Consider the following 20,214-nt stretch of genomic DNA (forward strand, 5'->3'; position numbering starts at 1 on the left):
ATCAGCTGTTTTGCGCGGCCCGGGGCGGTCCGTAGTCCCGGAATTTCTCCAGTACGCGCGCCATCTCCTCGTCGCCGAGGAGCTGCGGGCCGCCAATCTGCAAACTCAGCACATACTGCTGCGCAAGCAGCTCGACTTCCTCGGTGAGCCAAAGGGCGCGAGCAAGATCCGGGCCGGTCGCGATCATGCCGTGATTGGCCAGCAGGCACGCGAGGCGATCCTGCAACGCGTCCACTGCGTAACGTGACAACTGCTCCGTTCCGAACGTGGCATAGGGGGCACAGCGGATCGAGTTGCCCCCGGCGGCCGCTACCATGTAGTGCAGGGCGGGGATATCACGCCCCTGAATTGCGACAACACTGGCATAGGTCGAGTGAACATGCACCACGGCGTTCAATTCCGGGCGCGCCTGCAGGATGGCCCGATGAAAATGCCACTCGCTGGAAGGCTTCTGGTGGTCGGGCCAGTGGCCGCTGGCATCGACGGCGACTAGGTCCTCGGGGCCCAGGGATTCGTAGGGCATGCCGGACGGGGTAATCAGCATGCCATCGCCCAGGCGCGCGCTGACGTTGCCCGAAGTGCCCTGATTCAGTCCCCGCCGGTTGGTCTCGAGCGCGGTGTCGACAATCGCCTGGCGCAGGGCCAGTTCATCGGTGGCAGGCATTGGGATCCTGGCGGATGGGTGAAAGCCGGATTGTATCGCGACAGGCTCGAAGGATCGCTCGGGGAACACCCGCAATTTTATGGGGTCAATGTCGAGAGGTCGGCGTGATCGGGGCGTGAAGGCGCCGATGGCGTGAACGCCGCCTGGACATCTATATTGAAGGCTGTACCTGGCGGGCCGCGGCGGGTGTGCGGCTCTTTCGATGTTCCTGGAACAGGGAGGATACCCAATGAAAAAACCGCTTCGATTCCTGACCGTGGCTTCAGTTGTCGGTACGCTGGCGCTGGGGCTGGGGGCCGTACATTCCGTGCACGCGTTTGACGAACACGAGGCAACCATTGATTACCGTCAGGGCGTGATGCGGGCGATCGGTGGCAATGTGGGTTCCATCGCCGCGGTGATTGTCGACGGCGCTGACTTTGGTGAAAACCTGGAGATGCATACCAAGCATCTGGTGGACCTCACGGGCGATATTCCCGCGTTGTTCCCCGAGGGCAGTGACTTCCCGGATACTGATGCCAGGGAGGAAATCTGGGACGACTGGGATCGTTTCCAGGAACTCGCCCAGGACACCAAGGAAGCGGCCGAGGAATTGCACGCAGCCGTGGAGGCCGGTGACGACGACGAGCTTCCCATTCGTTTTCGCAACCTTGGCCAGTCCTGTCAGGCCTGCCACGACGATTTCCGCCGCGACTGAGCGGTGGTGGTGACTACAAGGCGTACAGGGCCGGCGGTCTGGCTGCCGGCCCTGGCCATTGCTGTCGTCGCATTGGGACCTGCCGTACAGGCAGATGTGGAAATCGGCGAAGCCGATCCGCAGGCGGGCGAGGAGGATCGCATCGCCTACGGTGAGTATGTCTTGCGTGCCGGCGGCTGCGTGACCTGTCACACCGCAGAGGAGGGCGATTTCCTCGCCGGTGGGCGCCCCATCGAAAGTCCGTTCGGGGTGTTTTACGGCCCCAATATCACTCCGGACGAGGAGTACGGCATCGGTGGCTGGTCGGAGGACGACTTCAAAAAGGCGCTGAGAGAAGGGCGAAGCCCGAATGGGACTCACTACTACCCTGCGTTTCCGTACACTGCATACACCAGGATGAAGGACAAGGATGTGGAGGCGCTATGGGCCTATCTGCAGTCCGAAGTCGAGCCTGTGGCCAGGGAAAACACCCCTCACGATCTGGACTGGTTTGTACGCTTTCGGCCGTCGCTCAGCGTGTGGAAATGGTTGCATTTCGAGCCAGGAGAGTTCGAGGCCAATCCCGACGAATCCGAGGAATGGAACCGCGGCGCCTATCTGATTCAGGCCTTGGGCCATTGCATGGAGTGTCACACCCCGAGGACGCGGACGGGCGGGCTTGATCTTGAGCGCCTGGGTGCCGGGGCACGAATGCCGGATGGAGACGTGGCACCCAATATCACGCCGGATCGTGAGACCGGTATCGGCCGCTGGGGGGCACGCCATATTGCTCGCTACCTGGAAATGGGGATTACCCGTGACGGGGACTTCGCCGGTAGCAGCATGGCCGACGTAATCGAACACGGAACGTCCTATCTGACCAGTGACGATCGGCGAGCAATCGCGGCCTATCTGCAGTCTCTGGAGCCCATCGAACACGAACCGGACTGAGCGCGAATGACACGCATGAAAAAGGGCCAGGCTGCATTGCAGACCTGGCCCTTGATCTTTGTCTGGCTCCCCGGGACGGGCTCGAACCGCCGACCTAGTGATTAACAGTCACCCGCTCTACCGACTGAGCTACCGGGGAATAGGCCGCAGATCGTAATGGGGGGCGTCGACCCCGTCAAGCTTCAATGCCGCTCAGCGGTGGGTTGCGGCAAACTTCCGCAGCCGCTCCAGCGCCTTGTTCAGCGTTTCGACACTGGTGGCGAACGAGACGCGCACATGACCGGGTGCCCCGAATGCGCTTCCGGGCACCAGCGCGACGCCAACCTCGTCCAGCAATTGCTTGCTCAGTGCCACGTCGGTATCGATATCGGCAGCCTGCATCAGCCCCGTTACCTGCGGGAAGCAGTAGAACGTACCGTCGGGCATCAGGCAGTCGATGCCGTCGATCGCGTTCAGCCCGTCCACCACGTGCCGGGCACGTTCGGCGAATGCGGAGCACATCGCGATCACGCAGCCCTGGTCGCCGTCCAGCGCGGCCTGTGCGCCAGCCTGGGCAATCGAGGTGGGATTGGAGGTGCTCTGCGACTGAATCTTTTTCATCGCCGCAATCAGATTCTTTGGGCCCCCCGCGTAGCCGATCCGCCAGCCGGTCATTGCGTAGGCCTTGGACACGCCATTGAGCACGACAGTGCGCTCGAGCAGGTCGGGAGCAACATTCACGATGTTCACAAATGGCGTGGAGCCGAAGAGGATGTGTTCGTACATGTCGTCGGTCGCAATGACCACCCGGGGGTGCTCGCGCAATACCTCGGCCAGTGCCTTCAGTTCATCGGCCGTGTAAGCAGCACCGGTGGGATTGGACGGGCTGTTGATAAACACCAGACGGGTATTTGGCGTGATCGCCGCCGCGAGTTGCTCGCCCGTGATCCGGAATCCCGCCTCCTGGGTGGCGCTGACCACGACGGGCCGCGCGCCGGCCAGAAGTGCGATGTCGGGGTAGGAGACCCAGTAGGGCGCCGGGATCACCACCTCGTCGCCCGGGTTCAGCAGGGCCTGACAGAGGTTGAAGATACTCTGTTTGCCGCCGGAGGAGACCAGGATCTGGTCGCGCTCGAACGAAAGCCCGTTGTCGCGATCAAACTTGCGGATAATGGCGTCTTTCAGCCCCGCGGTACCGTCCACCGGAGTGTACTTGGTCTCCCCGCGGGCAAGGGCGTCGATCGCCGCCTGCTTGATATGCTCCGGGGTATCGAAATCCGGCTCGCCGGCCCCCAGCCCGACGATATCGCGACCCTCGGCCCGCAGTTGTGCGGCCAGCGCGCTGACGGCCAGGGTAGGGGAGGGCTGGATGCGCTGAACGCGATCGGAGAGCTCGATATCCAAGGCGGGCCTCATGCGGGTTGGGCTGGGTGGACGGCCAGACGCGAATGCATAACCGGCCGCAGAGTGGCGAAATAATACTGAAATCAGGCGCGGAGGATAAGGCGTGCAGCCAGAAGAGGCCGAACAATTCAAGGTGGTATCGCAGTATCAGCCCGCCGGTGATCAGCCGACGGCAATCCGCGAGCTGACCGATGGCATCGCGGCAGGGCTGGCCCACCAGGTGCTGCTGGGCGTAACCGGGTCCGGCAAGACGTTCACCATCGCCAATGTGATCCAGAACCTGCAGCGCCCGACCATCGTACTGGCGCCGAACAAGACCCTGGCCGCACAGCTGTATGGCGAGTTCAAGGAGTTCTTCCCGAACAACGCGGTGGAGTACTTCGTCTCGTACTACGATTACTACCAGCCGGAGGCTTACGTCCCGTCTTCGGATACCTATATCGAAAAGGACGCCTCGATCAATGACCACATCGAGCAGATGCGCCTGTCCGCGACGCGTGCCCTGCTGGAGCGCCGCGACGCGATCATCGTGGCCTCGGTGTCCGCCATATACGGCCTGGGCGACCCGCGAAAGTATCTGTCGATGGTGCTACATCTGCAGCGCGGGGACCGTATCGACCAGCGTGACCTGCTGCGCCGTCTGGCCGAGCTGCAGTACACCCGCAACGATACCGAACTGCGTCGCGCCACCTACCGGGTACGCGGGGAGGTCATCGACATCCACCCCGCCGAATCCGAGATCGAGGCCGTACGCATCGAGTTGTTCGACGACGAGATCGAGCGCCTGTCGTACTTTGATCCGCTGACTGGCGAGCAGCTGCGCACGGTTCCGCGCCTGACCATCTACCCGAAGACACACTACGTGACCCCGCGCGAGACGCTTCTGGGTGCGGTGGACCAGATCCGCGACGAGCTCAAGGAACGCCTCGACTTCCTGCGCAAGGAGGATCGGCTGGTCGAGGCACAGCGACTGGAGCAGCGCACGCTGTTCGACCTGGAGATGATCCTCGAGATCGGCTACTGCAACGGTATCGAGAACTACTCGCGCTATCTCTCCGGCCGGGCACCCGGCGAGCCTCCCCCCACGTTTTTCGACTACTTGCCCAAGGACGCGCTGCTGGTGATCGACGAGTCGCATGTGTCGGTGCCGCAGGTGGGGGGGATGTACAAGGGCGACCGCTCGCGCAAGGAGACGCTGGTGGAATACGGCTTTCGCCTGCCATCGGCGCTGGACAACCGCCCGCTGCGCTTCGAGGAATTCGAGGCCCTGCAGCCGCAGACCATCTACGTCTCCGCCACGCCGGGGCCGTACGAGCGCGAACATGCCGGGGCGATTATCGATCAGGTCGTCCGGCCCACCGGGCTTCTGGATCCGATTCTCGAGGTACGCCCGGCCGGCAGCCAGGTCGATGACTGCCTGTCCGAGGTGCGCGAGCGGGTGGAGCGTGACGAGCGCGTACTGATCACCACTCTGACCAAGCGCATGGCCGAGGACCTGACCGACTATCTCTCGGAGCACGGTGTGCGGGTGCGCTATCTGCATTCGGATATCGATACCGTCGAGCGCATGGAGATCATCCGCGACCTGCGACTGGGCGAGTTCGATGTCCTCGTGGGAATCAACCTCCTGCGCGAGGGGCTGGATATGCCCGAGGTCTCGTTGGTGGCGATCTTCGACGCCGACAAGGAGGGCTTCCTGCGCTCCGACCGCTCCCTGATCCAGACCATCGGGCGCGCGGCGCGCAACGTGAACGGCAAGGCGATCCTGTACGCGGACAAGGTCACCGGATCGATGCAGCGGGCCATGGACGAGACCGAGCGCCGCCGGGACCGGCAGATCGCCCACAACGAGGCGCATGGCATCACTCCGCAGGGGATTCGGAAGAACGTTGCGGACATCCTCGAGGCGCGCAACGCCACGCCGGGTTCCGGGCGCCGTCGCGGCCAGAAGAAGGTCGCAGAGGACGCACCGGACTACATCGACGCCCCGGAGAACGCCGCCAGGGAGATCGAGAAGCTCGAGCAGGAGATGTTCCAGAAGGCCCGCGACCTGGAGTTCGAAGAGGCCGCACGGATCCGCGATCGCATCGAGAAGCTCAAAACACTCGCATTCCGTCCCGAAGCCTCGCTATCCTAAAAGGATTGCTCGGGTCACGAGCGCCAGTTGAGTACCGATTCAATGGCTTCTCCCGTATCCCTGCCCCTGGGGCCTGTCATGCTCGATGTGACCGGTCTGGAACTGACCCCGGAAGATCGTGAACGCCTGCGGCATCCGGCCACGGGCGGCGTCATCCTGTTCGCCCGCAATGCCGGCACGCCGGAGCAGGTGAGGGCGCTCACCGATGCGATACGCGCCGAGCGACCCGGCATTCTCATTGCCGTGGATCAGGAGGGCGGGCGTGTCCAGCGTCTGCGGGATGGCTTCACCAGGCTTCCGCCCATGCGGGATCTGGGGCAGGTCGATGACTACGACCGCAACAAGGCCTGCGAGCTGGCCCATGCCACTGGGGAACTGCTGGCACTGGAGTTGCGCGAAGCTGGGATCGATTTCAGTTTTGCCCCCGTCCTGGACCGCGACATTGGCGTGAGCGAGGTCATTGGGGATCGGGCTTTTCATCATGACCCGGACGTCATCGCACGCCTGGCCGACGAGCTCATTCGCGGCCTTGCGGCAGGCGGAATGGCCAGCGTAGGGAAGCATTTTCCGGGGCACGGGGCCGTAAAGGCGGACTCCCATGTTGCTCTGCCGGTCGATGATCGTCCTCTGGCCGAGATCGAAGCGGACGACATCGCCGCTTTTCGCCCCGTCCTGGGTGATCTGGATGCCGTGATGCCCGCGCACGTGCTGTACCCCCAGGTGGACGACCAGCCCGCCGGTTTTTCGCGCATCTGGCTACAGGACATCCTGCGCCGGGAGCTCCGTTTTCGTGGGGCCATTCTGAGCGATGACCTGGCTATGGCGGGCGCAGAAGCCATCGGCAGTCCCGCCGAGCGTGCGAAGGCCGCCCGCGCGGCGGGTTGCGACATGGTGTTGATCTGCAATGAGCCGGCTCAGGCCGATTCGATCCTTGAAGCCCAGCAAGAGAAACCCCTCGATGCCCAGGCGTTGCGGCGTATCGAGGCCTTGCGCGCCCGGACGGTGGAACAGCCACCGAGGCGGATACAGGCGCTTCGGGCTCAACTGCATCAATGGCTCGAAGCGCAACAGGCAGCGACTGCCTGAGGACCGTGTTCCTCCGGGACGAGAATGATGGTGGGCGGTGCATTGGCGCCCAGGCGCTGGCACGCCTATAATGCGCCACCGGTTTGCGCTTGAGCAGCTGTTAATATTCACACTCACCACTGAAGTTGGAGATCAAAAATGGCCGACAAGCTCCTGATCGTCATGGTTAACACCGATCCGAGCAGCCCCTCCGAGCTGGGCGCCCCGTTTTTCCAGGCCACTGTGGCCGCCGCGATGGAATATGACGTCGAGGTCGTCATGACCGGCCGTGCCGGCGAACTGGCCAAGAAGGGCGTTGCCGAAAACCTGTATGTCCAGGAAGGCTCCAGCAAGAGCGTGTACGACTTCATCAAGGATGCCCACGAAGCCGGCGTCGTGATGAAGGTCTGCACGCCGACCCTGGATCTGTGGGGCAATGACCTGATTCCGGAAATCGAGGAAACCGTGGGCGGCGCCTACGTGATTTCCGAAGCCATGGATGACGACACCGTGACCTTTACCTACTAAGGGTTCACACATCCGTTGCTTTGCCAACCGGCCGGCCCTTGCGCCGGCCGGTTGCGTTTGCACGGCCTGAGTCCTCCATACACCCCGGAGTCAGGCCTTGCCGTCGGCCAGCCACTCGGCCAACATCCTTCCTCTCAAGACCACATCAGGACCTTTGATGAGCCCGGAACAGGCCCGCGCGACGCTCCGAGATGCCGATTGCCTCTATAGCCGTGACGCGGTTGAAACCGCGATCGATCGCTTGGCCGAACGAACCGCGCAGGTGCTGAAGGACCGCAACCCCCTGGTCCTGGGCGTGATGAACGGTGGTGTGGTGCTGATGGGGGGGCTTCTAACTCGCTGGTCGTTTCCCATGCAGGTGGACTATCTGCATGCCACGCGTTATCGCGGTGGCACCCGGGGAGGGGAGCAGTTGCACTGGCTGGCGCGGCCGCAGACACCGATTCGTGGGCGTACCGTCGTAATCGTGGATGACATCCTGGACGGCGGTATCACCCTTGAGGGGATCCAGGCGTTCTGCGAAGAGCAGGGCGCCGAGAAGGTGTATTCGGTGGTCCTTGTGGACAAGGCCAACCCCGAACGCGATCCCGCGATCACGGTCGATTTTGCCGCCCTGGAGGTGCCGAATCGCTATGTGTTCGGCTACGGGATGGATTACCAGGACTACCTTCGAAACGCACCCGGCATATTTGCCGTCGCAAACCACTAGGGACACAAAGATTTATGTCGACACCCCGTCTTGCCGTGATCGGCGGCACCGGCCTGACCCAGCTGAAATCCCTGGAAATCACCCGCAGGCAGGTGATGCACACTCCCTATGGAGAGCCTTCTGGGCCATTGGTGTTCGGCCGTCTGAATGATACGGAAATTGTCTTTTTGCCACGTCACGGGGCCCGCCACACGATTCCGCCGCATCAGGTGAATTACCGGGCTAACATCTGGGCGCTGAAGAATGCCGGGGTCGACAACGTAATCGCCGTGGCCGCGGTAGGCGGGATCACGGAAGGCATGAAGCCGGGCATGATTGCCATCCCCGATCAGATCATTGACTACACCTGGTCGCGCGCCAATACCTTTTTCGAGGGGGGCGATCTCGATGCCGTCACCCATATCGACATGACCTGGCCTTACAACCAGGGTGTCCGGGAGACACTGCTGAATGCGATTGACGATCTCCGCATCGAGGCCGCGGACCGGGGAACGTATGGCGCGACCCAGGGCCCGCGCCTGGAGACGGCGGCCGAAATCGATCGTATGGCAAGGGATGGCTGCGATCTGGTCGGCATGACGGGGATGCCCGAGACGGCGCTTGCCCGCGAGCTGGACCTCAACTACGCCTGCTGTGCCGTCATCGCGAATTGGGCGGCGGGACGTACCGAAGGCGAGATCACCATGGACGAGATCGGGCGCAATCTGGATGAGGGCATGGCACGGGTGAAGGACGTGCTCATACACGTGATCGAGACGCTCTCTTGACCATTATTACGGGGGAGAGGCCGGGCGCCTGGCCGAGCACGCAACCCCTTGTTCCATGACTTAACATAATATGTATTATGCGTCATGTATGGGTGGGCCTAGAAGTCCGATCGCTATCGGATCCTGAGATTCATCGCGCTGTTCAGGCCGTGGCTACGTGAACGCGTGGCATGCCCGTTCTTGGTCAGGACCAGGTCCAGATACCCGGGACCGCTAAGCTGTACGACCCGGCAGTCCACCCCGATACCTTCGAACTCCACTTCCAGTGGCACGACTCCCTCGAACTCCACTTCCTCGACCTCGTGCGTCCTGGTGACTGTGCACGTAATCGAGTATGCGGTGCCCTCGGGCCCGGAGGCTTGCAGAGTAATACGCGATTCCTTGGGCGATGATGTCGACATCGCATGAGTACCTCAGGCCAAGGGCAATCCGACCAGGATCGCCATGAACGTGTCTCGCTATGGGGAGCCACAGGGAGTCACGGGGATCCTTGAACCGGTGCATCCGCGAAAGAGTACCGACCGGCCTCGCCTGCCAGGCTCGATAGTCCTGAGAGTCCGACGCGCGATGATGCGTAGCGGCTGGATCCAGAGTGCAGTATGGCGGCGGAACCCTGGGTGGACATCAGAATAACGGGTGGTTTTTCGGGAGAGGTTTGTCGGTCGTTATCACGTGACAAGTATTAGCCGACTGATTGTGTAGCGATGGTGTATGACGGCACTCGGCAATACGTTGTACGTGTCTCCGTCGCAGGCGCTTGGTGGTATAGCACTGATCCTGCTTCGTTACGGCGTTACACACGGCCGAAGCGCGCACCCATGCCAAACACGGGGCGCGCATACCACAAGGTAGCTTCAGGGAACGGCCGACCCCTACACCAGGCCGAGCGTCTAGACGGCGCGAGCCTCCGCCCGGCGTCGTCGCCACATAACCTGCGGAGGGGGTGCTCCCAGGTGGTCCTTGGCCCAATTGATCGCCTGGGTGCGATTCTTGACCTCGATCTTCCTGAAGATGTTGTACAGGTGAGACTTGACCGTATGCTCACTGATGAACAGCTGCTTCGCGATATTCATGTTGGTCTCGCCCGAGCCCAGCATCGCCAGGATTTCCAGTTCGCGTTGAGTCAGCCCACAGGCCGGGCGGTAGGTGTTCGTGCGCTGTTGGCGGTACAACCTCACCAGTCGGGTCATCAGGTGGCGGGACATCCAGAAGTCTCCGTTCAGGAGGCAGACAACGCCCTTGCACAAGAGGTCAAGCTGATCGGTCTTGTAGAAAATCCCCTGCAGATACAACACGTCGAGCAGGCGCAGTGCTTCGTCTTCACTGGGAATGTTGAACCCTGCGAAGACGGTTTTGGCACCATCGGCAACGGCTTGCTGGACGTGACCAATATCACGTTCGTCCAGTGAACTGGCATCAAAAAGAGCGAGGCTGTAGTCCCTGAGTGTTTGCGAGACCCTTGGAGATCCGGGCTCTAGCCCTGTTACGGCGCACCCGGTTTTTTCGGACACATATTCGATGAACAACGCCGACTGCGGTGACGCTGGCGTCACGATCAGTACTTCTCCCAAATCATCGTTTAGATCACTCATAACGTCACCTGCTCTCCGTGTTTTCGCAGTTACTATTGGAAAGACGAGGCACGCCTGAGTCAACGGACTAGATTTTCCAGACTTACCCCAGATGCCCTTACGATGGGCGTAATACTGATCTGGTGTGCATGATTAATGGAAAGTATATAGGCCCTGACTAGCGGCCAGTCAAGCACGGATGGATGAAAGTAATGCGACAGGTACGAAGAATCCGAAATGCGTGCGCGGGCGCACATATTTGAGTTAGATGCCGTCCGTTGCTCGATCGATCCCCTCGCCCATGACGTCAACGAGAAAATCGATCTGCTCCGGCGTAATCACATAAGGGGGCATCAGATAGGAGACATTGCCCAGTGGCCGTAAAAGCGCACCTCGGCTAAGGCCATGTCGGTAAATTGTCAGACCCCGGCGTTCCTGCCATGGGTAGGGTTTTCGGGTTTGTTTGTCCTGAATCAGCTCGATGGCGGCGATCATGCCGTGCTGGCGGACGTCGGCGACGTGGGGGTGGTCGGCCAGTGGGGCGAGTCGCCTGGCCATATGTTCGGACAGCGCCTTGTTCCGTTCCAGTACGGGGTCGGATGAAAAAATATCAAGCGTGGCCAGTGCCGCACGACAGGCCAAAGGATTACCTGTGTAGGAATGTGAGTGGAGAAACATATTGAGTTTCTCATAATCGTCGTAAAAGGCGTTGTAGATCTCTTCTGATGTCACAACGGCGGCCATCGGCAGATAGCCGCCGGTCAGGCCCTTTGAAAGGCACATAAAATCCGGGACGATCGGTCCCTGCTCACAGGCGAACATGGTCCCGGTGCGTCCGAATCCCACCGCGATCTCGTCGGCGATCAGGTGCACGCCATGGCGGTCACAGGCGTCCCGAAGCAAGCGCAGGTATTCAGGGTCATACATGCGCATGTGGCCCGCACACTGGACCAGGGGCTCCACGATTACGGCACAGACCTCATCCGCGTGTTCGGCGAGTGCGGCCTCCATGTGGGCGAACTGTCGCCGTGCCACGTCGGCACAGCTCTCCCCTGCTTCGCGCTCGTAGCAGTCCGGTGCGGGGACAGTGATCACATCCAGCATCAGGGGCTTGTAGGTGGCGCTGTAGAGTGGCACATCGCTGACCGAGAGTGCCCCCAGGGTCTCGCCGTGGTAGCTGTTGGACAGGCGGATGAATCGAGTCTTCTCGCCCCGGCCGGTGTTGAGCCAGTAGTGGAAGCTCATCTTGAGCGCCACCTCCACCCCGGCACTGCCATTGTCCGCCAGGAAGACCCGGTCGAGCCCTTCGGGGGTAAGGTCGATCAGCCGTTCGCACAGCTCCACGACAGGTTCATGCGTACAGCCCGCCAGGATCACGTGCTCGAGCTGGTCCAGCTGGTCGCGAACGGCGGCGTTGATTCGCGGGTTGGCATGGCCGAACAGGTTGACCCACCAGGAGCTGATGGCATCGAGGTATCGATTGCCGTCGAAGTCGTACAACCAGACGCCTTCCCCGCGCTGGATCGGGAGCAACGGCAGGGTCCCCTCCTCTCCGTAATCCTTCATCTGGGTACAGGGGTGCCAGAGGGCACGCAGGTCCCGGCGTTTGAGTTGTTCGTTATCCATGTGGTGGACTCTCGGGCGCTGTGGCCCCTTTGCGCTTGAAAGGCGCCAGAGGGGCGAAGTTTGCAATGCGCGGAAAGTAGCAGGGGGCCCCTGACCGGACAAGGCATCCCGCGAGCGCCTCGGGATTCAGCCTGCCCGCCCTTCTGAGGTACTCTTTGCTACCGGCCAGGAGGATCGCATGCACCCCGAATTCCCGCATCAGGACATCATCCATCTCAACCACGCGGCGGTTGGCGCCTGGCCGAGGCGTACCGAGGAGGCGGTTTGCCAGTTCGCTCGCGAGAACGTGCGCCAGGGCTCGAAGGACTATGGACGGTGGCTCGAGCGTGTGGATGCGACGCGCGAGCTGGCACGCGCCGTGATCGGGGCCCGCGACGCCGCGGATATCGCCTTCGTCAAGAACACCTCGGAAGCCCTTTCCATGGTGGCGTTCGGACTCCCCTGGTCGGCGGGTGACAACGTGGTATTCCCGGCCGGAGAATTCCCCTCCAATCGCGTCGTCTGGCACGCGGCGGGTGAGCGGTTCGGTATTGAGGTGCGCGAGGTCGAGGTGAGCGATGAGCCCGAACGCGACCTGCTGGCCGCCTGCGACCGCCAGACGCGGATGGTCGCGACCAGCGCGGTGCGTTATGACTCGGGCATTCGCGTGGATATCCAGGCGCTCGGGGCAGAGCTGCGTGCCCGGGGCATCCTGTTTTGCGTCGACGCGATCCAGCACCTGGGGGCGTTGCCCTTCGACGCCCCGGGTTGTCATGCGGATTTTGTGATGGCGGATGGCCACAAGTGGATGTTGGCACCGGAGGGAATCGGGATCTTCTACGTCAATCCCGAGATTCGCGATCAGCTCCGGCTACTGGAGTACGGGTGGAACATGCTGGCGCATGCCGGTGATTTCTCGAATCCGGAGTTGACCCCCGCCCCCTCGGCACGTCGCTTCGAACCCGGTAGCCACAACATGCTGGGTATCCATGCGTTGCATGCCAGCCTTTCCTTGCTACTGGAGGTGGGGATCGAGAATATCGATCATGATATTTGTTTCCACTGGCACCACCTGGCCGAGGAGCTGGAGGCGATGGGATGCGACGTGTTGACGCCGCGTGGCCGCCGTGCAGGCATCCTGACCTTTCGCCCACCTGCGGCGGATCTCGACGCCGTCTATGCGCGGCTCCAGGCCGGTGGGGTGTTGTGCGCGGTACGTGGCGGGGGCATCCGCTTTTCGCCGCACTACTACCTGACGGATCAGCAGATCGAGCGGGCCTTGGATCAGGTGCAGAAAGCGCTCGGGATCGCGGCCTGACGGTTGCAGTGCTCAGATGCTCAGAACGTGTGGGTCTTGCGATCCGAGTTGAGCATCCCGCCCAGGTGTTCCTCGATCCGGCGGTGCGTGACGCCCTTGTCGGACTTGTTGAACTGCACGCCGATGCCGCGCAGGCGGTTGCCCTGAGCCCTGGGCGGGGTGATCCAGACTACCGTGCACGGGGTCGGCAGGCGGTCGGAATCGTCCAGTAGCGACAACAACAGGAAGACCTGGTCGCCGAGTTTGTAGGACTTGTCCGTGGGGATGAACAGCCCGCCGTTGGTCACGAAGGGCATGTACGCGGCGTACAGCGCTGGTTTTTCCTTGATTGCCAAGGTCAACATGCCCTGCCCGGCCATGTTCCCTCCCGCGACGGTGTCTGGACTAGCGAGTATCCCTCATCCTGGCTGGCACGCGCCACCCCCTGTTGCGAGACACTGTCAGCGTCTCCCCAGCGCCAGTGCGATCGCCTCGCTGCGGAGCGCGGGGCTCAGGTTGGCGCTATTCTGGCGCTGCCATTCCAGCGACTGCTGCGCCAGCCACGCCAGCCGACGTGCGCCACGCGCGCGGGCGAAGTCCAGCAGTTGGGCGCGCGGGAATTGTTCGCCGAAGGCATCCAGTTGCCCCACCAGCAACAGCCGCTGCGCCGACAACAGCAGGGCCTGAAGGCGCGGGAACAAGCGTTCCGGCACGCTGCGCTGAAGTGCGGCAGCGCTGGAATGCAGGTCGGATGCTTCCAGCAGGCTGGTCAGGATCTGACGGTCGGTTTCCCAGGCCTCCAGGGCCGCCGCATCGGTCAGGATTTCCCGCGCCAGTAGCGGACGGTTGAGGCTTGCGGCATAGGCCTCAGTCACGCGCTCTGGCTGATCGGTTTCCGCCGCGAGCCAATCGTGGACTTCGTTGATGGTGGGGCTGGCGATGTCAAGTTGCTGGCAGCGGCTGCGAATGGTGGCGGGCAGACTGGCCGGGCGCGCGGCCTCGAGAAACAGTGATGCCCCGGCGGGTGGTTCTTCCAGCGTTTTGAGCAACGCGTTGGCTGCATTCAGATTCAAGGAGTCGGCGGGCCGGATAACCAGGGCGCGCAAGCCCCCTGCCGAGCCGCTCAAGGTGAGAAACTCCGTGGCATCGCGTACGGCATCGACGAGGATATCCTTTCCGGGTTCGACCGGTTCCAGTAGCCTCACCTCCGGGTGTACGCCCCCTTCCAGGCTACGGCAGGCGTTGCAGTCGCCGCAGCCGGGCTCGTCGCCGGATGCTCGCTGGCACAAGAGGCTCTGAACGACGGTAGTCGTTAGCAGTCCCTTGCCAACCCCGGGGCTTCCGCTGATCAGAATCCCGCTGGGGAGGCGGCCATCGCGCCCGCGCCGTACGAGGCGCTGCCGTAGGGGATCGAGCCAGGGCGGATGCGTGGGCATCAGGCGCCCCGAAGCATGGTTTTGGCTCGCCACTCGTCCAGTGCACGACGCACCGAGTCGGCCACCTCCTCGGGAGATGCATGCCCATCAATGACACGGTAGCGTTCCGGACAGGCCCGGGCACGCTCCAGGTAGGCCTCGCGCACCCGTGCGAAGAATTCCAGGGCCTCACGCTCGATGCGATCACGGCGACCCCGCTGCACGGCGCGCTCCAGCCCTGTGGTGGGGTCAATGTCCAGCAACAGGACCAGGTCGGGCCGAAGATCGCCCTGCACCCAGTTTTCCAGTTGCGCCACTCGCTCTGTCCCCAGTCCCCGCCCCGCACCCTGATAGGCGAAGCTGGCATCGGTGAAGCGATCGCTGACCACCCAGTGCCCGGCCGCGAGCGCGGGGCGAATCACGGAGGCGAGGTGCTGCGCGCGGGCGGCAAACATCAACAGGAGTTCAGCCTCCGGACACATACCGGGAAGATCGGGGTCGAGCAGCAGCCCCCGCAGTCGCTCTCCCAGCGCCGTACCGCCCGGTTCCCGTGTGCACTCGGGTTCGATCCCCACCATGCGCAAAGCTTCCACCACGGTGGCCAGCTGGGTGGACTTGCCCGAGCCCTCGATGCCTTCCAGCACCACGAAGCGGGCCTCGGTGGACGCGGTTGTGGCTGAGGGGCCCGTCATCGTCGGTTCCGGATGCCGTAGCGGGTACCATCACCACCGAGCTGATAGCGAATCACCGCTTGGCGATGTTCGCGGTACGTCTCGGAGAAGTGATGCGTCCCATCGCCCCTGGAGACAAAGAACAGATCGTCCGTCTCCGCCGGGCGCGCGGCGGCTTCGATGGCCGCCCGCCCCGGTAGTGCTATTGGGGTTGGTGGCAGCCCGGGCCGGGTGTAGGTGTTGTAGGGATGATCCCGTTGTAACTCGGCTCGGGTCAGGCGCTGCACTCCGGGTTCCTGGACGTAGAGCAGTGTGGGGTCGGTCTGCAGCAACATCCCGCGGCGCAGTCGGTTTACGAAGACGCCCGCGACCCGATCCCGCTCTTCGCCACGCCCGGTCTCGCGTTCAATGATCGACGCAAGGATCAGCAGTTCGTATGGCGATTCGACCGGGTGACCGTCAACGCGCGATTCCCATGCCGCTTGCAACGCCGCATCCATCGCGCGGTACGCGCGACGCAAGACGTCCAAAGCATCCGTGCCGGAACCGAAGAAGTAGGTATCCGGGAGAAACCAGCCCTCGGGATGCCCCAGTTCTTCGAGGTCCATCGCCTCCAGCAGGTTGTCGACTCCAACAGATTCTGGCGGTGGATTGATCTCTGGATGCTGCCGCAGGGCGCGTAGGGCCTGTGCGATCGTCCAGCCCTCCGGGACGGTCAGTCGGTGCTGCACCACCTCGCCGCGCGCCATGGCGTGCAACAGGCTGCGCGGGGTTGCCCCGGCATCCACCGCGTACTCGCCCGCCTGCAGCCGGGGGGCCAGGCCCTGGCGCCGACCGTACAGCTCGACCATCCAGGCCTGCTCGACCCAGCCGCGTTGCGCGAACTCCCGGCTCACCTGGCGTAGCCCCTGCCCCCTTTCGAGCTGGAACCGCTCCGTCTGATCCAGTGCCAGTGGCTGGTTCAGATCCTGGTGATAGCGGTCGGCGAACCACCAGCCTCCGGCGGTCACGCCGACCAGCAAAATCCCGATTATCAGACCACTAATCCGCTTCATGGAGCGCCATACTCAGAACCCGAACCGGGTCATCCTGCCATGCCGTGTCCGGCATGTCCGTTTCGATCAGACGCGCTGGGTGTAATCCCAGGCGCGCATTGCTGACATAAAGTCCGTCCACCCGGTGCAATGCCCGTGGTTCCGCGCTCTGTTCGTGCACGGCCAAGCCGTGGGCAGCCGCATGGTCGAACACCCACGCCCTGCGTGTGCCAGCGATCCCCGCCTCGTCCACCGGGGGTGTAAACAGGCACTTTCCCCTGCGCCACCAGAGATTGCCTTGAGTAGCGCTGGCCAGACGCCCGCGAGTATCGCAGACGACGGCCTCGTCCCATCCGGCTTCCCAGGCTTGCCGAATCACTACCTGCTCCAGACGGCTCGTGTGCTTGAGCCCTGCGAGTGCGGGCTGAATCGCCATGGCTATCCGCGACCAGCCCATGCGCAGCGGCTCCGGGTCGGCACCGTCGGGTGGCGCGAGCGCGGGACCACCGGACACAATCCGCGTTATCGCGACGTTGTCGGGTGGCGCATAACCACGGGGCCCTTCACCACGAGTCACGGTAATGCGCGCCATACAGCGTCCCTCTGGCGCGACTTGTTGTAATTCATCGCGCAGCAGCGCTTCATCGACGAGCGGAAATCCCAGTCTGTTCAGCCCCCGTTCCAGCCGTGCGGCATGATAAGACCACAAGCGTGGGCGGCCAGCGTCCATCAGGACCGTCTCGAACAGCCCGTCGCCCAGCAACAAACCCCGGTCGCTACCCGGAACGCCGGACCTGGCGCCATTGACCAGGATCACGCCTGACCTCCTAGTGCATCCAGCAGCCCGTGGGCCTTGTGGCGGGTTTCGGCGAGCTCGCGATCAGGATCCGAGTCCGCCACGATGCCCGCGCCCGCGCGAAAGCGAAGTTCGTTACCGCGCAGCAGCAGGGTCCGGATCAGGATGTTGGTATCCATGCGCCCGTGCCGACTCACGTATCCACAGGATCCGGTGTACGCCCCGCGGGCCGCACCATGTTCCAGTTCCTGAATGATCTGCATGCTACGTATCTTGGGGCACCCGGTAATGGTGCCCCCAGGGAAAACAGCTCTCAGCACATCGCCCGCAGTCGCGCCCGGCCTCAGCCTTCCAACGATACTCGACACAATATGGTGCACCCGGCGGTAGCTTTCCACGGTCATCAGCTCGGCTACCCGTACACTCCCCGCGGACGCCACTCGGCCGATATCATTCCGCTCAAGGTCGACCAGCATTACATGTTCAGATCGTTCCTTAATGTTTCCCCGTAATTCACTAAAAAGACGAGAGTCCTTTTTCGAGTCTTCATCCCGGCGACGCGTGCCGGCGATAGGGCGGGTCTCGATCTCGCCACCTTCTACCGACACCAGCCGTTCTGGAGACGAACTGATCACCTGCCCCTCGGGAAACTGCAACCAGGCAGCGAATGGTGCGGCATTCGCATTCCTGAGCCGCGCATAAAGCGCAGCCCCGTTAAGTGTCTCGTCGCTGGTCACCTTCCATTCGCGAGACAGATTCACCTGAAAGGTATCGCCCGCGCGAATGTACTCAAGCCCCTGCCTGACCGCAGCGCGATAGCGATCGGGTTCTTCCTCGTCGATCACGAGATCCGGCAACGCCCCTGGCCCCAGCACATCCTCTCGGCATACCTCGAGGTCCGCGCGCATGGAGGCAATTTGGTCGGTGCCCTCCTCGCTTACCAAAAGCGTCTGGTCGTCGTGATGATCCACGATGATGGCTGCGGGAAAGCGGATGGCTCGTGCAGTCGGCAGCCAGGGGTCCTCACGGCAGCTACCCAAGGCCGGCTCCAGGTGCCAGGCCCACTCATAACCCAGATAAAGAAACCAGCCGCCGAGAAAAGGCAGGTGGCTATAACCCGGCTCGCCTTCCGTGTCGGGCCTTGAGTCGCTCAGGTCCTGGTCGAGAACGGCTAACAGATCGGCATCCGCATTCGCATCGACCGTGGCGCCCGGAAAGGCGAATAGTATGGAATAACGAGCCGGCGCCTGACCAATCAGCGCCGACTCGAGCAGGTGTGGATAGCGCTCCGGAAAGCGCCGGGCCAGGGGCGCCAGGTCGATCCCGCGCCCCAGCCGTTCGACTGCCATATGCTTAGAGAGTGCGAAACACCAGGGTGCCGTTCGTGCCCCCAAAACCGAAGGAATTCGAAAGGCCTACCTTCGTGTTCATCTCACGTGCTTCGTTGGCCACATAGTCCAGATCGCAGCCTTCGCCGGGGTTGTCGAGATTGATCGTCGGAGGCGAGACCTGATCCCGAAGCGCCAGTGCCGTGAACACCCCTTCGATGCCGCCGGCCGCACCGAGCAGGTGCCCGGTCATCGACTTGGTGGAGTTCACCAGCAGCTTGTAGGCGTGATCGCCAAAGGCCTTCTTGAGTCCCTGTGTCTCCGCCAGATCACCCGCAGGCGTGGAAGTCCCGTGGGCATTGATGTAGCCCACTTCTTCGGGATTCACGCCCGCATCGTTCATCGCGCGGAGCATGCACTTGGCAGCACCCCCGCCATCCTGAGACGGCTGGGTCATGTGGTGGGCATCGGCGTTCCAGGCAAAGCCGGCTACTTCACAGTAGATGTGGGCACCGCGCGCCTTCGCGTGCTCGTACTCCTCAAGCATCATCACGCCAGCACCGTCACTCAACACAAAGCCGTCCCGATCCTGGTCCCAGGGCCGGGAGGCTCGCGCCGGATCGTCGTTGCGGGTCGAAAGTGCACGCGCGGCTGCAAAGCCGCCGATCCCCAGCGGCGTCGTGGCCATCTCGGCACCGCCGGCCACCATGGCGTCGGCATCGCCATAGGCGATCATGCGGGCCGCATCGCCAATGTTGTGCGTAGCGGTTGCACAGGCCGAAACAATCGAGATGTTCGGGCCCTGCAGGTTGCGCATGATGGAGAGATTCCCGGCGACCATGTTGATGATTGCGCTGGGCACGAAGAACGGGGAAATCTTGCGCGCACCACCTTTCAGATAGGCGGCGTAGGAACGTTCGATATAGGGCAGACCGCCAATCCCGGAACCAATCGCTACGCCGATACGTTCCGCGTTCTCCTCGGTTACCTCCAGACCGGAATCGTCCAGCGCCTGGATCCCGGCGGCCAGCCCGTAGAGGACGAAGGTGTCCATCTTTTTCTGGTCTTTCGTGGGGACGTAGTCATTGGCGTCGAAGTCCCGCACGGCCCCGGAAATCTTGACCGGCATGTCCGATGCATCAAACACATCAATGGGAGAGATGCCGCTCTTTCCGGCCTTGATGTTGGACCAGGCCTTGTCGATGGTAGAGCCGACCGGAGACACGATGCCCAGTCCGGTAATCACGACACGTCGCTTAGCCAATGAAGTTCTCCTCGGAAAGACTGAAATACGCGCTCAACGAAACGACGAAGGGCCACTCTGCTCGCAGAGAGGCCCGTCCGTGTCCTGTGCGAGCGCCCGGGGGCGCCCGATCAGTCCTTCATGTGCTCGTTGATGTAGTCGATCGCCTGCTGCACCGTGGTGATCTTTTCCGCCTGCTCGTCCGGGATTTCCGTCTCGAACTCTTCTTCGAGCGCCATCACCAGTTCCACGGTGTCCAGCGAGTCGGCACCCAGGTCGTCGACAAAGGCGGCACTGTTGGTGACGTCCTCTTCCTTGACGCCCAGCTGCTCGACAACGATCTTCTTGACGCGTTCTTCAATGCTACTCATGGT

General features: G+C 62.6%; 21 protein-coding genes and 1 tRNA gene. 8 read left to right on the forward strand and 14 right to left on the reverse strand.

Going from position 1 to position 20,214, the window contains the following annotated elements; genetic code table 11:
• Position 1 precedes the first annotated feature (1 nt).
• Positions 2–664, reverse strand: a complete 663-nt coding sequence (locus F623_RS0106465) for an L-fuculose-phosphate aldolase (RefSeq protein ID WP_018861379.1) — start codon at positions 662–664, stop codon at positions 2–4.
• A 229-nt stretch (positions 665–893) separates the two neighbouring features.
• Between F623_RS0106465 and F623_RS0106470 the strand changes: the two genes are divergently transcribed.
• Positions 894–1,361, forward strand: a complete 468-nt coding sequence (locus F623_RS0106470; protein ID WP_018861380.1) for a cytochrome c — start codon at positions 894–896, stop codon at positions 1,359–1,361.
• Positions 1,362–1,364: 3 nt separating this feature from the next.
• Positions 1,365–2,291, forward strand: a complete 927-nt coding sequence (locus tag F623_RS0106475; protein ID WP_026278645.1) for a c-type cytochrome — start codon at positions 1,365–1,367, stop codon at positions 2,289–2,291.
• A gap of 63 nt (positions 2,292–2,354) precedes the next feature.
• On the opposite strand, the gene F623_RS0106480 is transcribed toward F623_RS0106475, so the two are convergent.
• Together F623_RS0106480 and F623_RS0106485 are read right to left on the reverse strand one after the other, a co-directional pair.
• Positions 2,355–2,430: transfer RNA gene (locus F623_RS0106480), tRNA-Asn, on the reverse strand.
• 53 nt (positions 2,431–2,483) lie between these two features.
• Positions 2,484–3,674 (reverse strand): pyridoxal phosphate-dependent aminotransferase, encoded by a 1,191-nt coding sequence (locus F623_RS0106485; RefSeq protein WP_018861382.1) that lies wholly within the window; start codon positions 3,672–3,674, stop codon positions 2,484–2,486.
• A gap of 103 nt (positions 3,675–3,777) precedes the next feature.
• Between F623_RS0106485 and uvrB the strand changes: the two genes are divergently transcribed.
• The 5 genes from uvrB to F623_RS0106510 all read left to right on the forward strand — a co-directional run bounded on the left by uvrB (position 3,778) and on the right by F623_RS0106510 (position 8,880).
• Positions 3,778–5,811, forward strand: a complete 2,034-nt coding sequence (gene uvrB, locus F623_RS0106490) for an excinuclease ABC subunit UvrB (protein WP_018861383.1) — start codon at positions 3,778–3,780, stop codon at positions 5,809–5,811.
• Positions 5,812–5,889: 78 nt separating this feature from the next.
• On the forward strand, positions 5,890–6,897 hold the full coding sequence (nagZ, locus tag F623_RS0106495; RefSeq protein ID WP_018868218.1) for a beta-N-acetylhexosaminidase: 1,008 nt from the start codon (positions 5,890–5,892) through the stop codon (positions 6,895–6,897).
• A gap of 138 nt (positions 6,898–7,035) precedes the next feature.
• Complete coding sequence (locus tag F623_RS0106500; protein ID WP_018861385.1) at positions 7,036–7,404, forward strand: DsrE family protein; 369 nt, start codon at positions 7,036–7,038, stop codon at positions 7,402–7,404.
• A 157-nt stretch (positions 7,405–7,561) separates the two neighbouring features.
• Entirely contained in the window at positions 7,562–8,113 is a 552-nt protein-coding gene (locus F623_RS0106505; RefSeq protein ID WP_018861386.1) for a hypoxanthine-guanine phosphoribosyltransferase, read from the forward strand.
• 14 nt (positions 8,114–8,127) lie between these two features.
• Positions 8,128–8,880 carry an S-methyl-5'-thioinosine phosphorylase gene (locus tag F623_RS0106510; protein ID WP_018861387.1) on the forward strand — a complete coding sequence of 251 codons (753 nt, stop codon included), beginning with the start codon at positions 8,128–8,130 and terminating at the stop codon, positions 8,878–8,880.
• A gap of 113 nt (positions 8,881–8,993) precedes the next feature.
• Here the strand turns inward: F623_RS0106510 and F623_RS0106515 are convergent, their stop codons facing one another.
• The 3 genes from F623_RS0106515 to F623_RS0106525 form a co-directional block, all read right to left on the reverse strand.
• The gene (locus F623_RS0106515; protein ID WP_026278646.1) at positions 8,994–9,281 is read right to left on the reverse strand and encodes a hypothetical protein; all 288 of its coding nucleotides are present in this window, start codon (positions 9,279–9,281) and stop codon (positions 8,994–8,996) included.
• A 489-nt stretch (positions 9,282–9,770) separates the two neighbouring features.
• The gene (locus F623_RS13545) at positions 9,771–10,472 is read right to left on the reverse strand and encodes a LuxR C-terminal-related transcriptional regulator (RefSeq protein ID WP_018861389.1); all 702 of its coding nucleotides are present in this window, start codon (positions 10,470–10,472) and stop codon (positions 9,771–9,773) included.
• Between the two features lie 243 nt (positions 10,473–10,715).
• Positions 10,716–12,077 (reverse strand): adenosylmethionine--8-amino-7-oxononanoate transaminase, encoded by a 1,362-nt coding sequence (locus F623_RS0106525; protein ID WP_018861390.1) that lies wholly within the window; start codon positions 12,075–12,077, stop codon positions 10,716–10,718.
• 178 nt (positions 12,078–12,255) lie between these two features.
• Between F623_RS0106525 and F623_RS0106530 the strand changes: the two genes are divergently transcribed.
• A complete protein-coding gene (locus tag F623_RS0106530) occupies positions 12,256–13,374 on the forward strand; it encodes an aminotransferase class V-fold PLP-dependent enzyme (protein WP_018861391.1) in 1,119 nt (372 codons plus the stop codon).
• A 20-nt stretch (positions 13,375–13,394) separates the two neighbouring features.
• Here the strand turns inward: F623_RS0106530 and F623_RS0106535 are convergent, their stop codons facing one another.
• The 8 genes from F623_RS0106535 to acpP form a co-directional block, all read right to left on the reverse strand.
• Positions 13,395–13,733 carry a PilZ domain-containing protein gene (locus F623_RS0106535; protein ID WP_018861392.1) on the reverse strand — a complete coding sequence of 113 codons (339 nt, stop codon included), beginning with the start codon at positions 13,731–13,733 and terminating at the stop codon, positions 13,395–13,397.
• An 81-nt stretch (positions 13,734–13,814) separates the two neighbouring features.
• Complete coding sequence (locus F623_RS0106540; protein ID WP_026279350.1) at positions 13,815–14,822, reverse strand: DNA polymerase III subunit delta'; 1,008 nt, start codon at positions 14,820–14,822, stop codon at positions 13,815–13,817.
• A complete protein-coding gene (gene tmk / locus F623_RS0106545) occupies positions 14,789–15,460 on the reverse strand; it encodes a dTMP kinase (RefSeq protein ID WP_018868216.1) in 672 nt (223 codons plus the stop codon). The genes F623_RS0106540 and tmk overlap by 34 nt, the downstream gene beginning before the upstream one ends.
• A complete protein-coding gene (mltG, locus tag F623_RS0106550) occupies positions 15,457–16,494 on the reverse strand; it encodes an endolytic transglycosylase MltG (RefSeq protein ID WP_018868215.1) in 1,038 nt (345 codons plus the stop codon). Before mltG ends, tmk begins: the two co-directional genes overlap by 4 nt.
• Positions 16,481–17,290, reverse strand: a complete 810-nt coding sequence (gene pabC, locus F623_RS0106555) for an aminodeoxychorismate lyase (RefSeq protein WP_018868214.1) — start codon at positions 17,288–17,290, stop codon at positions 16,481–16,483. Before pabC ends, mltG begins: the two co-directional genes overlap by 14 nt.
• The gene (locus F623_RS0106560) at positions 17,287–18,618 is read right to left on the reverse strand and encodes an aminodeoxychorismate synthase component I (protein ID WP_018868213.1); all 1,332 of its coding nucleotides are present in this window, start codon (positions 18,616–18,618) and stop codon (positions 17,287–17,289) included. Before F623_RS0106560 ends, pabC begins: the two co-directional genes overlap by 4 nt.
• Before the next feature lie 4 nt (positions 18,619–18,622).
• Positions 18,623–19,843: a beta-ketoacyl-ACP synthase II gene (fabF, locus tag F623_RS0106565; protein WP_018861398.1), complete on the reverse strand. Its 1,221-nt coding sequence runs from the start codon at positions 19,841–19,843 to the stop codon at positions 18,623–18,625.
• A 128-nt stretch (positions 19,844–19,971) separates the two neighbouring features.
• Positions 19,972–20,211, reverse strand: a complete 240-nt coding sequence (gene acpP / locus F623_RS0106570; protein WP_012982657.1) for an acyl carrier protein — start codon at positions 20,209–20,211, stop codon at positions 19,972–19,974.
• Between the last annotated feature and the right edge of the window lie 3 nt (positions 20,212–20,214).

Origin of the sequence: Thioalkalivibrio sp. ALD1, assembly GCF_000381245.1 — a bacterium.
In the GTDB taxonomy this organism is placed as follows: domain Bacteria; phylum Pseudomonadota; class Gammaproteobacteria; order Ectothiorhodospirales; family Ectothiorhodospiraceae; genus Thioalkalivibrio.

Excerpts from the sequence above, each read along its gene's own strand:
- F623_RS0106465 (WP_018861379.1), bottom strand. The coding sequence starts at position 664 with ATGCCTGCCACCGATGAACTGGCCCTGCGCCAGGCGATTGTCGACACC.
- F623_RS0106470 (WP_018861380.1), top strand. The coding sequence starts at position 894 with ATGAAAAAACCGCTTCGATTCCTGACCGTGGCTTCAGTTGTCGGTACG.
- nagZ (WP_018868218.1), top strand. The coding sequence starts at position 5,890 with ATGCTCGATGTGACCGGTCTGGAACTGACCCCGGAAGATCGTGAACGC.
- F623_RS0106500 (WP_018861385.1), top strand. The coding sequence starts at position 7,036 with ATGGCCGACAAGCTCCTGATCGTCATGGTTAACACCGATCCGAGCAGC.
- F623_RS0106505 (WP_018861386.1), top strand. The coding sequence starts at position 7,562 with ATGAGCCCGGAACAGGCCCGCGCGACGCTCCGAGATGCCGATTGCCTC.
- F623_RS0106510 (WP_018861387.1), top strand. The coding sequence starts at position 8,128 with ATGTCGACACCCCGTCTTGCCGTGATCGGCGGCACCGGCCTGACCCAG.
- F623_RS0106515 (WP_026278646.1), bottom strand. The coding sequence starts at position 9,281 with ATGTCGACATCATCGCCCAAGGAATCGCGTATTACTCTGCAAGCCTCC.
- F623_RS13545 (WP_018861389.1), bottom strand. The coding sequence starts at position 10,472 with ATGAGTGATCTAAACGATGATTTGGGAGAAGTACTGATCGTGACGCCA.
- F623_RS0106525 (WP_018861390.1), bottom strand. The coding sequence starts at position 12,077 with ATGGATAACGAACAACTCAAACGCCGGGACCTGCGTGCCCTCTGGCAC.
- F623_RS0106530 (WP_018861391.1), top strand. The coding sequence starts at position 12,256 with ATGCACCCCGAATTCCCGCATCAGGACATCATCCATCTCAACCACGCG.
- F623_RS0106535 (WP_018861392.1), bottom strand. The coding sequence starts at position 13,733 with ATGGCCGGGCAGGGCATGTTGACCTTGGCAATCAAGGAAAAACCAGCG.
- tmk (WP_018868216.1), bottom strand. The coding sequence starts at position 15,460 with ATGACGGGCCCCTCAGCCACAACCGCGTCCACCGAGGCCCGCTTCGTG.
- mltG (WP_018868215.1), bottom strand. The coding sequence starts at position 16,494 with ATGAAGCGGATTAGTGGTCTGATAATCGGGATTTTGCTGGTCGGCGTG.
- F623_RS0106560 (WP_018868213.1), bottom strand. The coding sequence starts at position 18,618 with ATGGCAGTCGAACGGCTGGGGCGCGGGATCGACCTGGCGCCCCTGGCC.
- acpP (WP_012982657.1), bottom strand. The coding sequence starts at position 20,211 with ATGAGTAGCATTGAAGAACGCGTCAAGAAGATCGTTGTCGAGCAGCTG.